This window comes from Sporomusa acidovorans (genome assembly GCF_900101845.1).
Classification (GTDB): Bacteria; Bacillota; Negativicutes; order Sporomusales; family Sporomusaceae; genus Sporomusa; species Sporomusa acidovorans.
Genome location: NZ_FNAM01000058.1, coordinates 17892 through 29843, shown reverse-complemented (window position 1 = coordinate 29843; position 11952 = coordinate 17892). Strand labels below are relative to the sequence as shown.

Here is an 11952-nt window from a genome sequence, read left to right as displayed (position 1 = left end):
GCATTACGGCGCGTATTGCCCAGTCGGCTCTCGATAAAGCCCGGGAAAATGGCCAAAAAGTTGGGCTGCTGCGGCCTATTTCCCTGTGGCCGTTCCCCGAGCCGCCGTTTGCCCGGCTGGCGAAAACCGCCAAGGCCTTTTTAACCCTGGAATTAAGTGCCGGTCAAATGATCGAAGATGTACGGCTGGCTACCCATGATGCGAAACCGGTGCATTTCTATGGGCGTACCGGCGGTGTGATTATGACTCCCCTGGAAGTCTACCGGGAAATCTGTAAGATTTTTGATGGCAAGGAGGGCAAATAAAATGGCAGAAGTATTATTTTCCAGACCGCAGGCATTACTAGATGTACCTACCCATTATTGTCCGGGGTGTCATCATGGAATAATCCACCGGTTAGTGGCCGAAGTAATAGATGAACTTGCCATTCAGGAAAAGACAATTGGCGTTGCGCCCGTCGGCTGTGCGGTGCTTGCCTATGATTATTTCAACGTTGACATGCTGGAAGCTGCCCACGGACGTGCGCCGGCGGTAGCGACCGGTGTAAAACGGGTACAGCCTGACGCCGCCGTATTTACCTATCAGGGCGACGGGGATTTGGCGGCTATTGGGACCGCGGAGATTGTGCATGCGGCGGCCCGGGGGGAAAACATTACCACCATCTTTGTTAACAATGCCATCTATGGCATGACCGGCGGCCAAATGGCGCCTACCACCCTCGTTGGCCAAGTGACCAGCACCTCTCCCTATGGACGCAAGCAGGAGATTGCCGGTATGCCTGTTCGGATAGCCGAGATGCTGGCGGCCCTGGACGGCCCGGCCTTTATCGCCCGGGTGGCGGTTAACACGCCTGCCAATATGAACAAAGCCAAAAAGGCCATCAAAAAGGCTTTTGAACTCCAGCTCAGCGGCAAGGGATTCAGCTTAGTGGAAGTGCTGTCCATTTGCCCGACAAACTGGGGAAAATCGCCGCTTGAGGCCGTTAAATGGCTGGAAGAGAATATGATTCCCCACTATCCGCTTGGTATTTACCGAGACATTGAGGAGGTGGCAAAATGAGGCACGAAATGATTATGGCCGGTTTCGGCGGCCAGGGTGTGCTGCTCATGGGGCAAATACTGACCTATGCGGGTATGCTGGAAGGAAAACGGGTGTCTTGGATTCCCTCCTACGGTCCGGAAATGCGGGGCGGAACCGCCAACTGCTCAGTCATCATTACCGAAGGGGCTACCGGCTCGCCGATGGTAGAAGAACCGACAGCCGCCGTTGTCCTTAACCTGCCGTCACTCGATAAATTCGAGCCTGCCATCCGGGAAAACGGTGTTCTGATAGTGAATAGTTCGTTAATTGATAAAGAGGTTAAGCGCCAAGATATCAAGGTCTACCGTGTACCGGTCAATGATATCGCCAGCGAGCTGGGCAACATTAAGATGGCCAATATGGTGGCGCTGGGAGCGTTGATTGCCGCCACCGGTGCCGTGGAAATGGAAATGCTGTTTACGGCGTTTGCCAAAAAGTTTGCTGCTAAACCGCAGGTGATAGAAGCCAACAAGAAAGCGATTAAACACGGCTACGAATGTGTGAAAAAGCCATAGCAGATTATATAAGCAACAGAGCAGGAAAAAATTTACTGGGATAGAATCTCATCTATAGGAAATCTATTAGAGATTTCATGACTAGTTAAGTTTAAAGGAGGTTGCAAAAATGGCGAAGAAAATTCTTTTACTGACCGGCGACTGCGCGGAAGACTATGAGGTTAAAGTACCCCAGCAGGCATTGATGATGCTTGGCTATCAGGTTGATGTGGCCGTGCCGAATAAGAGTGCCGGCGATATGGTTCAACTGGTTGTACATGATTTTATCGGCCTGGATACGTATGTGGAACTGACCGGGCACCGGATTCCGGTTGATATTGCGGCAAAAGATGCCAAAGCGGACGATTATGTCGGCTTGGTTGTTCCTGGCGGCCGTGCGCCTGAATATATCAGGATGTATGACGAAGTTATCAAATTGGTACAGGATTTCTTTGCTGCCGGCAAACCGGTAGCCGCCATTTGTCATGGCACGCAGCTGCTGGCGCCTGCCAAAGTTCTGTCAGGCAAAACGGTAACTTCCTACCCTGCCTGTGCAGCAGAATGCCGCTTGGCCGGGGCGGAGTGGAACAATGAACCGGTTGTTGTCTGCGGCAATCTGGTAACCGCGCAGGCCTGGCCCAATCATCCGGAGTGGCTAAAAGCCTTTGCCCAGATGCTGGGAGCAAAAATCAGTATTTAAAGCTGTTCGGGCAATTTTACGAGATTGCGGTGTTAACGCCGCAATCTCTTTTGCTTTCCGTTGTGCGAACAGCTATAATAAAAACAGCAAGTATAAGGAGTGGTGAAGTTATGTGTACACTGCAGTCTGTTATTGACCTTTTTTTAATGGAAGGGTCGCGGAGTTTTTCCTGCTGAGTTGTTAGCAACATTCTTCCGCGACCGGCATAAGGAATTGGTCAAGGAGGGTTTGACTCATGGATTTACAAAGTTTAGGCTGGAACGATTTTTTTGCAGCCCAATTGTTGGCGCAGGAACTTACTGTTTGTACAGTGGGTCGGGTTGCTGCCGAATATAAGCATATGTATCGTGTTTATGCCGAGAGCGGCGAATATTTGGCCAGTGTTACCGGCAAATTACGCTATCTGGCTGACAGCCGGGAGGATTTTCCCGCTGTTGGGGATTGGGTGTTGTTTTCCGCTGCCGGCAATGGTCAGGCTGTTATTCAGGGGATACTTCCCCGGCAAAGTAAATTTTCCCGTAAAGTAGCGGGAAAAGTGAATGAGGAGCAAATTGTCGCCGCCAATATTGATACGATTTTTCTGGTAAACGCTCTCAATCAGGACTTTAATCTAAGAAGAATGGAAAGGTATCTTACTCTGGCCTGGGACAGTGGGGCCTCACCGGTAATTGTTTTAAATAAAACCGACCTATGCCCGGATGTGGTCGGCAAAGTACGGGAGGTAGAGACAATTGCCTTTGGTGTTCCCGTACACCCGGTTAGTTGTGTCAGCGGGTACGGGTTGGCGGATTTGTCCCAGTATATGAGCCGGGGAAAAACGATTGCCTTATTGGGCTCTTCCGGCGCGGGCAAATCGACGCTGGTTAATCGCTGCCTGGGAACCGATTCCCAAAAAACCGGGGCGATCAGACAAGATGACGGCGAAGGGCGGCACACCACCACCCACCGGGAGCTTATCCTGCTGCCTGCCGGTGGAATTCTGCTTGATACTCCGGGAATGAGAGAATTGCAGCTATGGGGATCAGAAGACGGTTTAACAGATACGTTTGATGATATTTACGCCTTGGCGGCGCAGTGCCGTTTTTCTGATTGCCGCCATACAAATGAACCAGGCTGTGCGGTTATTGCTGCTTTGGCAGGTGGTGCATTAAGTCAGGCACGCTATGATAGTTTTCATAAGTTGCAGCGTGAACTTGCCTATTTATCACGTAAAGAAAATAAGCAGGAATATCTTGCTGAAAAGAATCGCTGGAAAAAGATTCATAAGGGAATAAGACAGTTGTCCAAAAACTAGAACTTAGAGCACTAAGGCTTGGCCTTAGTGCTCGGCTTTTTGGCTTTTTGGCGGAATCTGGACATCACAGCCAAATTCGGCTATAATTATAGGGTTATAGTTTTCTCCGGCTACTAAGGAAGGGGTGCACGTATTGTTTGTTCATGATCTCGTTGGCAATAAAGCGGCAGACAGTCAGGCGTTTGCCGGTAAAGATAAGGTAACATATGCTGATTTACAGGCGTACGTAAGTAAATACCGTGATTATTTCTATGCGACAGGCATACGGACAGGCGATAATGTGGGACTATTTTCCCGGAATTCGGTTGAATTTATCTATTCCTATATGGCGATTGTCAGTTTGGGCGCTGTCGTCGTGCCCATTAACTTTCAGCTAACGGCCAGAGAGGTTGCCTTTATTGTTAAAGATGCCAACATGAGCCGGCTGGTTACCATGGAATACCTGCCGCTCGAACGCGAACTGGAGCAGCAGCGTTATCAACAGGAAGTATCGCAGCTTGTTATTGCTGATTTTTCCGGTATGATCAACCAAAAAACATTTCCGGCCGCGCCGGCTTTAAAAACCGATTTTGACGAAAATCAGCCGTGTGCGATTATCTATACCTCCGGTACAACCGGCACCCCCAAGGGGGCCGTTTTAACTCACAAAAATCTTATCAGCAACGCCCGGGCTTTTCGTGAAGTTATGCCGGTTACCGCTGAGGATAATGTACTGTGCGTGCTGCCGATGTATCACTGCTTTTCCTGGACTTGCGCCGTACTCAACTCGCTGTTGTGTGGTGCCGCCATTACCATCCTGGAAGCCTTTGCGCCCAAAGAGACGCTGGCGGCGATTAAAGACTACAAAGTAACAGTAATTTATGGGGTACCACCCATGTATAATTTTCTTGCCCGCGTAGGCAGCCGCGAAGATTTGGCAGGAATAAAATATTGTGTATCCGGCGGGGCGTCGCTGCCGGAAAAAGTGGCGCAGCAATTTGCGGAAAAATATGGTCAGAAAATAATTGAAGGGTACGGCCTTTCGGAAGCTTCGCCGGTCGTGACTCTCAACCCGCCGCAAAAACCGAAATATTGTTCTATTGGTAAAGCGCTGCCGGGACTGGAGGTAAAGGTAATTGACGCCCATGGTCAGGTAGTGCCGCCCGGGATAGTCGGACAGATTGCCGTGCGGGGGCCAAGTGTTATGAAAGGGTATTTTAATTTACCGGCCGACAGCAGCAATGCTCTTAAAGATGGCTGGTTATACACCGGCGATTTGGCCTATCAGGATGCGGAAGGGTATTTTTTTGTTGTTGACCGTTTAAAGGATTTAATTATTTCCAATGGGGAAAACATTTACCCACGCGAGATTGAAGAACTTTTGTACGCTTACCCCGGCATCCTGGAAGCCAGTGTCATCGGTGTGCCCGATGAACTGCGCGGCCAGGTGGCGCGGGCTTATATTGTGTTAGCCGCAGGACAGAAGTTTGATAAAAAGAAAGTACGGGAGTATCTCCAGGCAAACCTTGCCTCCTATAAAATTCCTCGGGATTATTGTATTGTCGACGCACTTCCCAAAAATCAAACCGGCAAAATACTAAAACGCGTATTGCGTGAACAAGCATGCTCTTCATAAATAAGGCAATAAGGCAGCATGGAAAATGGCTAGGTTCTATCAGGAACTTAGCTTTTTCTTCTTATAGATAATGACTCAACTTGAAAGAAAGGTTATTTGCCTTTATAGTAATACGTATAGTGTGTTGGGCAATTGGTTGGATGGAAGGCGAAAGGTATGATTCGATTATTAACAAGCGATGATCTGCCGGCGGTGGACGCTTATTTAGAACGCAACTATATGGAAACCGCTTTTCTCAGTGGCAATTTGTCCCGGTACGGGATTGAGAATGACAGATTAAGCCGCCGCACCGGTGATTATTACGGCTTCTTTGCCAATAGCGAACTGCAGGGAATGCTAACCTTCTATAACCTGGGGAGTGTTGTGCCGCATTTTGAAACCACGGCAGCCATTCGCGATTTTGTTATGTTGCTGCGCCAGCGTAAGTTTGAGGTATTAGTTGGCATGAAAAAAATAGTGGAGCCGCTCTCTTTGGCGCTCAATCAATATAAGCAAATTCAGGACCGCGATGACAGCTATTATTTTGTTAATTATGCCGGAAAACCGTTTTCCCTGCCTGATGCCCACCAAATCGCCGACGTAGAAACAATCAGGCAATCGTTGGCACTTAATTTTGTCGTAGAGGCTTATCGGGAAGGATTTAAGCGGCGGTTTAATTCCGAATTGGCGGCCCGGTTGATCGAAGACCGCGGTCAGGAAGAAGCATTTATCTTCCTGCTTGTTGACGGGATGCCTGCCGCCCAGGCGATGATCCAGGTCACTACCGGCCGGATTGGTCAGATTGGCGGCGTTTATACCAGTGAGTCCAGCCGGGGCAAAGGTTATTGCAAAGCGTTAGTGGCCGAATTATGCCGGCGGATTTATTCGTTGGGCAAGATTCCCACACTCATGGTGCGCAAGGATAACAGCCCGGCCATACGTGCCTATCAGGCTCTGGGGTTTACTTACTATGATGAATATCTGATTGTAAAATATATCATTTGAACATACTTTATTTACACGTTGGGGAGAGTAGAAAAAGAGCAAATTTTGCTGAAAAGCCAAGTCCGCTTGCAAAAAATAGAGGAATTACCCCAAATTTGCCGAAGAATATGGACAAGTATAAATCTTGAATCAGGGGTGAATGTTATGCGCCTGTATGCAAGGTTCTTGGCCGTATATCTGGTATTTCTTCTGTTTGTTTTGTTTAATGCTGCGGCATTGGCCGCTCCGGCCAGGTCGGTTCCGACGAAGGCGACGCCGGTAAAGGCAAAGAGTGTCAAGACCGAAGATATAATTAAAACAGCGGAACGTTATCTGAAAACTCCCTACCGTTTTGGCGGTGAAACACCAAAGGGATTTGACTGTTCAGGTTTTGTTAAATTCGTCTATGATAAGAATGGGCAAAAGCTGCCGCGTGCGGCCGATGTTCAGTTTAAGCAGGGAAAAAAGGTTGATCGCCGCCAGCTTAAAACCGGCGATTTGGTCTTTTTTACAACGTATGCCCCTGGAGCTTCGCATGTGGGCATTTATTATGGCAAAGGGCAATTCATTCATGTATCGACCAGCCGGGGAGTAATGATCAGCCGGTTGGACGAAGCCTATTGGAAACCGCGTTATCTTGGTGCCAGAAGGATTATCAACTAACTATTTTGGGAGGAATGACAATGATTTTTGGACACATTTCAACTTTGGCAAAAGATGCTCCCCAGCTTCACCCCATCCTTGTCAAAGGTCTTACCTATCTGGCAAAAACCGATTTGGCGGCACTTCCCCCGGGAAACCATGAAATTGAAGGCCGGGATATGTATGTAGCGATTAATGAATATGAAACGCAACCAAAAAACGAGCGCCGGGCCGAAGCTCACGCAGATTATCTCGATATTCAGTATCTGGTTTCCGGCAGAGAACTGATCGCTTACAGTCCGTTGTCGGTGGATTATGAGGTTTTAGCCGATGAACTGGCGGCTAAGGATGTTATCTTTTATAAAACCGTGCAACAAGAAAGCGATTTGGTGTTAACAGCGGGGGTGTATGCTATATTTTTTCCCTGGGATGTGCATCGTCCCAACTGTAGTCTGCACGAGGCGGCAAACGTTAAAAAGGCTGTTTTGAAAATGCGAATGTCCTTGTTAAAATAAGCAGTTATTCCGAACAATATTGTATTTTTTATACTTAAAGTTCGATTTTTCATTGACAGGAATCATTCAATGCTGGTACAATACAAGTAAATCATAATGCTCGTATATATTTGAGGATATGGCTCAAACGTTTCTACCGGGTGACCGTAAATCGCCCGACTACGGGTGAAAGTGTGCCTAGGGTTCCGCATAGCACAGTGTGGTGTGGGCAGTGACCAAGTGGCACAGGTGTTAACCGTTAACACTACACCGATGGGATAAAAACCCTGGCGGGGAAGTTTCGCTCTACTAAGTTATGCGAAATTTCCCTGTCAGGGTTTTTTGTTGTTTTTGGAATATGCCGTGGTGTTAACGGTGACACTGGAACTATAACTCTGAAGGGGGAAAAGTAGAAAATGTTGGAAAAGCTGTTTGAACTCAGTTCGCGCAAAACAGATGTCAGAACTGAGGTGATTGCGGGTATTACCACCTTTATGACCATGGCCTATATCCTATTTGTCAACCCCAGTATCCTTGGTTCAGCCGGCATGGAAAAAAACGCCGTACTGCTGGCTACCGCAATTGGTGCCGGGGTAGTGTCAATCATGATGGGGCTGTTTGTTAATTACCCGATCGCCCTGGCTCCCGGTATGGGGCTTAACGCTTTTTACGCATTTACGGTCGTAATCGGTATGGGAGTATCCTGGCAGGTAGCTTTAGGTGCGGTATTCATTTCCGGTCTTATTTTTATTTTGCTAACGGTAACGCAGATTCGCCAGTTGTTGGTTGAGGGGATGCCTAATTCGTTAAAACATGCGATTACCGTTGGTATTGGTTTGTTCATTACGATTATCGGCCTGAAACTTTCCGGCATTATGAGCATTCGGTTATCTTTGATTCCACCTACTCTAGAGAAGATTGTCGCTGCCAAAGGCAATGGCACGCCGCTTAGTTTTGAGACAATTATTGAAATGGGGAAAATTACTCACCCTGAAATCTTGCTGGCAGTGTTTGGCCTTATATTCATTAGTATATTAATGGCGCGTAAAGTTAAGGGATCAATTTTAATTGGTATTTTTACGACCACAATTTTAGGGATTGTTATGGGCATTGTGAAGATTCCCGCCGGCTTTAGCCCGGTAGCGATGCCTGACTTTAGCAAGAATGCCTTTTTGGCGCTCGATATTATGGGGGCCCTGCATATGGGTCTGTTGGCCATTGTGTTTACTTTTACTTTTGTAGAATTGTTTGATACCATGGGCACGTTGGTTGGTACAGCGTCAAAAGCAGGCCTGATGGACAAAAACGGTAAATTCCCCGGGATTGGCAAAGCCATGCTGGTGGATGCGACTGGTGTAAGCCTGGGCGCGATGTTGGGAACAAGTACCATTACTTCTTATGTAGAAAGTGCCGCCGGTGTTGGCGCAGGCGGCCGGACCGGTTTAACCGCGGTTGTCTGCGGTGTTCTCTTTCTCTTGGCCCTATTTTTTACACCGCTTGCCGGTCTTATTCCCGATGCGGCTACTGCTCCTGCCTTAATTATCGTTGGCGCATTAATGATCGAATCGATCCGGCATATTGATTTTAGTGATTTTACGGAAGGTATGCCGGCCTTTTTAACAATTGCTTTGATGCCGTTTACCTATAGTATAGCCAACGGTATTTCCGCCGGCCTTGTCATGTATCCGTTATTGAAACTGGTTACCGGCCGGGGCCGCGAAGTGCATTGGATTGTCTATATACTGGCGGCACTCGTTATCTTCCGATTCGTATTCCTGGCAGAATAACGGGGGAAGATAAACCCAGATATTAAAAAAATATCTGGGTTTTATTACCCAGTCAGAAAGTATAACTTTCGACTGGATAAGTGCAACCAGCGGCTAGCGCTTTCGCCAAAGGCTCGGCGTTAGCCGGGTTTTCTAACAAAAGACAAAATGGTAATTTAATCCATACTTATTATTCAGCGAAGGGATGAGGATATGAAAGTAGCAATAATTATGGGTAGTGATTCAGACTGGCCGGTGCTTGAGCCGGCGGCCAAACAGTTAACCGAATTTGGCATTGAAACAGAAGTATTGGTAGCATCGGCTCACCGCACACCGGATAAGGTACACCAATTTGTTGCCGGTGCCGGCGAGCGGGGAGTGCAGGTGATCATCGCCGCTGCCGGCGCTGCCGCTCATCTTCCGGGAGTAGTCGCCAGTTTTACCACACTGCCGGTCATCGGCATTCCGATTAACGCCACCCCGCTTGGCGGTATGGATGCCCTGCTCAGTATTGTGCAAATGCCTGCCGGTATTCCGGTAGCTACAATGGCGATCAACGGCGCCAAAAATGCCGCCCTGTTCGCCGCTCAGATACTGGCTGTTAGTGATGCTGAACTTGCGGCTAAGTTAGCAGACCATCGCCAGGCCATGGCTGCAGAAGTTGAGAAAAAGGATGCGCGGCTGGCGGAAAAGCTTGCCGCCAGATAGTTACCAAACCATTTTTAATTATCAAGGAGGATAAACTCATGACGCAAAAAATGTTGTATGAAGGAAAAGCGAAACAGGTATTTACTACCGACAATCCGGATGAATTGCTGGTATATTTCAAAGATGACGCCACGGCTTTTAATGGCGAAAAAAAAGGTACAATTGGCAATAAAGGTGTATTAAACAATAAAATTTCGGTATTTTTCTTTAACCTGTTAGGCGAAAAAGGCATTCCCCATCATTTTGTCAAAATGTTAAGTGACCGCGAGATGCTTGTTAAGAAGCTGGATATTCTGCCGGTTGAAGTCGTTGTCCGCAATATTGCCGCCGGCAGCCTGGCGAAACGTATCGGCTGGGAAGAAGGGCGCAAACTGCCCAGCACGGTTGTTGAACTTTATTATAAGAATGATGAGCTTGGCGATCCGCTGATTAACGATTATCATATTAAGGCAATGGGACTGGCTACACCGGAGCAAGTGGAAACTGTAGAAAAATATGCTTTGCAAATCAATGAAATTTTATCGGCTTTCCTGAAAGATAAGAAAATCGAGCTAATTGACTTCAAACTTGAATTCGGCATACACAAAGGCCAAGTGCTGTTGGGTGACGAAATTTCACCGGATACTTGCCGCTTCTGGGACAGCGAAACCAAACAGAAGTTGGATAAGGACCGGTTCCGCCGTGACTTAGGCAATGTGGAGGAAGCTTATCAGGAAGTATTGCGCCGACTGACCGGAAGTAAACAGTAAAGGAGAAATTAAGTGCTTTACGATAGACAAAGTGACAAATGGCGGGAAGAGTGCGGCATATTCGGCGTTTTTGCCCGACAGGAAAATGTGGCGCTCAATACTTACTGGGGTCTGTACGCCTTGCAGCATCGCGGTCAGGAGAGTGCCGGTATTGCGGTTACCGACGGAAATGTTATGGATGTGCAGCGGGGCATGGGGCTGGTGAATGAAGTGTTTCGCCATTCCCTGCCTGATATGCCGGCTCATATTGCGATTGGTCATGTCCGCTACTCAACAACCGGTTCCAGTCTGTTGCGCAACACCCAGCCGCTGTTGGTCAATTATTCCGGCGGTCAGATCAGTCTGGCCCATAACGGCAACTTGACCAATGCTCATGAAATCAGGGAAGGGCTGGAGCAAAGAGGCAGTGTATTTCAAACTTCTATGGATAGTGAAGTGCTTGTTAACCTAATTGCCCGTTCCAGCAGACAAACGATAGAAGAGAAAATAGTCGATACTCTGACTAACATTCACGGGGCGTACTGTCTGGTTATTATGACGGAAAACAAACTGATTGGCGTGCGTGATCCGCATGGGTTCCGGCCATTGTGTCTGGGGCGTCTGGGTGACGGCTGGGTATTGTCGTCGGAGTCTTGCGCTTTAGATACTGTCGGCGCGGAATTTGTCCGCGATATTGAACCCGGTGAAATGGTATCTATTGACGACAAGGGGGTGGCATCCCGCCAGTTTGTTGAACCCGGCCGGCTTGCCGGCTGTGTGTTCGAGTATATTTACTTTGCCCGCCCGGATAGTGTGATTGACGGCCAGAGCGTGTATCAGGCCCGGTTTAACATGGGGCGCACACTCGCCAGGGAAAGCGGTTTTAAAGCCGATATTGTTATTTCGGTGCCGGATTCCGGCACGACGGCGGCGCTTGGCTACAGCCAGGAATCAGGGATACCTTTTGCCGAGGGACTGATGAAAAACCGTTACATCGGCCGCACGTTCATCCAACCGGAACAGAAAAAACGGGATATGGGCGTCAGAATAAAACTGAATGCGGTTACATCGGTCGTTAAAGGCAAGTCGGTTATTATGGTGGATGACTCTATCGTACGCGGCACAACCAGCGGCAAAATTGTGCGGATGCTAAAAGAAGCGGGCGCTAAGGCTGTCCATATGTGTGTCAGCTCGCCGCCAATCGGGTTTCCCTGTTATTATGGAATTGATATATCAGTCAGGAAAGAACTCATTGCCGCCTCCAAGCGGGTAGAGGAAATCCGAGAGTTTATCGGCGCCGATTCGCTGCATTACCTGTCGCTGGCAGGCTTGCATGCCTCAATCGGCAATATACCGCAAAAAACGCTGTGCAATGCTTGCTTCAACTGTGACTATCCGGCAGAAATTCCTTGTGAAAGGGACTGTGCCAACAATAAATTTTTGTTCGAACCCAAAAGTAAATAAATGA

12 protein-coding genes, 1 pseudogene and 1 riboswitch are annotated in these 11952 nt (G+C 48.2%); all 13 genes and pseudogenes read left to right on the top strand.

Going from position 1 to position 11952, the window contains the following annotated elements; all coding sequences use genetic code 11:
* Positions 1-305 (top strand): annotated as a pseudogene (locus BLR65_RS25295) (3-methyl-2-oxobutanoate dehydrogenase subunit beta); the annotation flags it as partial.
* 1 nt (position 306) lies between these two features.
* The gene (locus tag BLR65_RS25290; protein ID WP_093793692.1) at positions 307-1059 is read left to right on the top strand and encodes a thiamine pyrophosphate-dependent enzyme; all 753 of its coding nucleotides are present in this window, start codon (positions 307-309) and stop codon (positions 1057-1059) included.
* Positions 1056-1595: a 2-oxoacid:ferredoxin oxidoreductase subunit gamma family protein gene (locus BLR65_RS25285; RefSeq protein WP_093797063.1), complete on the top strand. Its 540-nt coding sequence runs from the start codon at positions 1056-1058 to the stop codon at positions 1593-1595. The genes BLR65_RS25290 and BLR65_RS25285 overlap by 4 nt, the downstream gene beginning before the upstream one ends.
* A 109-nt stretch (positions 1596-1704) precedes the next feature.
* The gene (locus BLR65_RS25280; RefSeq protein ID WP_093797061.1) at positions 1705-2274 is read left to right on the top strand and encodes a DJ-1/PfpI family protein; all 570 of its coding nucleotides are present in this window, start codon (positions 1705-1707) and stop codon (positions 2272-2274) included.
* Between the two features lie 235 nt (positions 2275-2509).
* Positions 2510-3568 carry a ribosome small subunit-dependent GTPase A gene (gene rsgA, locus BLR65_RS25275; RefSeq protein WP_093797059.1) on the top strand — a complete coding sequence of 353 codons (1059 nt, stop codon included), beginning with the start codon at positions 2510-2512 and terminating at the stop codon, positions 3566-3568.
* Between the two features lie 133 nt (positions 3569-3701).
* Positions 3702-5183 carry a class I adenylate-forming enzyme family protein gene (locus tag BLR65_RS25270; protein WP_093797057.1) on the top strand — a complete coding sequence of 494 codons (1482 nt, stop codon included), beginning with the start codon at positions 3702-3704 and terminating at the stop codon, positions 5181-5183.
* Positions 5184-5339: 156 nt separating this feature from the next.
* Positions 5340-6167, top strand: a complete 828-nt coding sequence (locus tag BLR65_RS25265; RefSeq protein ID WP_093797055.1) for a GNAT family N-acetyltransferase — start codon at positions 5340-5342, stop codon at positions 6165-6167.
* Positions 6168-6311: 144 nt separating this feature from the next.
* Complete coding sequence (locus BLR65_RS25260; RefSeq protein WP_093797053.1) at positions 6312-6809, top strand: C40 family peptidase; 498 nt, start codon at positions 6312-6314, stop codon at positions 6807-6809.
* 20 nt (positions 6810-6829) lie between these two features.
* Positions 6830-7303 carry a NanQ anomerase/TabA/YiaL family protein gene (locus BLR65_RS25255; RefSeq protein ID WP_093797051.1) on the top strand — a complete coding sequence of 158 codons (474 nt, stop codon included), beginning with the start codon at positions 6830-6832 and terminating at the stop codon, positions 7301-7303.
* A gap of 80 nt (positions 7304-7383) precedes the next feature.
* A riboswitch (purine riboswitch) is annotated at positions 7384-7485 on the top strand.
* Between the two features lie 213 nt (positions 7486-7698).
* Positions 7699-9069: an NCS2 family permease gene (locus BLR65_RS25250; protein WP_093797049.1), complete on the top strand. Its 1371-nt coding sequence runs from the start codon at positions 7699-7701 to the stop codon at positions 9067-9069.
* A gap of 192 nt (positions 9070-9261) precedes the next feature.
* Positions 9262-9756, top strand: coding sequence for a 5-(carboxyamino)imidazole ribonucleotide mutase (gene purE / locus BLR65_RS25245; protein ID WP_093797047.1), 495 nt, complete (start codon positions 9262-9264; stop codon positions 9754-9756).
* Positions 9757-9794: 38 nt separating this feature from the next.
* The gene (gene purC / locus BLR65_RS25240; RefSeq protein ID WP_093797045.1) at positions 9795-10505 is read left to right on the top strand and encodes a phosphoribosylaminoimidazolesuccinocarboxamide synthase; all 711 of its coding nucleotides are present in this window, start codon (positions 9795-9797) and stop codon (positions 10503-10505) included.
* A gap of 12 nt (positions 10506-10517) precedes the next feature.
* On the top strand, positions 10518-11948 hold the full coding sequence (gene purF / locus BLR65_RS25235) for an amidophosphoribosyltransferase (protein ID WP_093797043.1): 1431 nt from the start codon (positions 10518-10520) through the stop codon (positions 11946-11948).
* Positions 11949-11952 lie beyond the last annotated feature (4 nt).

Bases quoted from the DNA above. Each gene is read 5' to 3' on its own strand.
- BLR65_RS25285 (WP_093797063.1), top strand. From the start codon at position 1,056: ATGAGGCACGAAATGATTATGGCCGGTTTCGGCGGCCAGGGTGTGCTG.
- BLR65_RS25255 (WP_093797051.1), top strand. From the start codon at position 6,830: ATGATTTTTGGACACATTTCAACTTTGGCAAAAGATGCTCCCCAGCTT.
- BLR65_RS25260 (WP_093797053.1), top strand. From the start codon at position 6,312: ATGCGCCTGTATGCAAGGTTCTTGGCCGTATATCTGGTATTTCTTCTG.
- purC (WP_093797045.1), top strand. From the start codon at position 9,795: ATGACGCAAAAAATGTTGTATGAAGGAAAAGCGAAACAGGTATTTACT.
- BLR65_RS25250 (WP_093797049.1), top strand. From the start codon at position 7,699: ATGTTGGAAAAGCTGTTTGAACTCAGTTCGCGCAAAACAGATGTCAGA.
- purE (WP_093797047.1), top strand. From the start codon at position 9,262: ATGAAAGTAGCAATAATTATGGGTAGTGATTCAGACTGGCCGGTGCTT.
- BLR65_RS25280 (WP_093797061.1), top strand. From the start codon at position 1,705: ATGGCGAAGAAAATTCTTTTACTGACCGGCGACTGCGCGGAAGACTAT.
- BLR65_RS25290 (WP_093793692.1), top strand. From the start codon at position 307: ATGGCAGAAGTATTATTTTCCAGACCGCAGGCATTACTAGATGTACCT.
- BLR65_RS25265 (WP_093797055.1), top strand. From the start codon at position 5,340: ATGATTCGATTATTAACAAGCGATGATCTGCCGGCGGTGGACGCTTAT.
- rsgA (WP_093797059.1), top strand. From the start codon at position 2,510: ATGGATTTACAAAGTTTAGGCTGGAACGATTTTTTTGCAGCCCAATTG.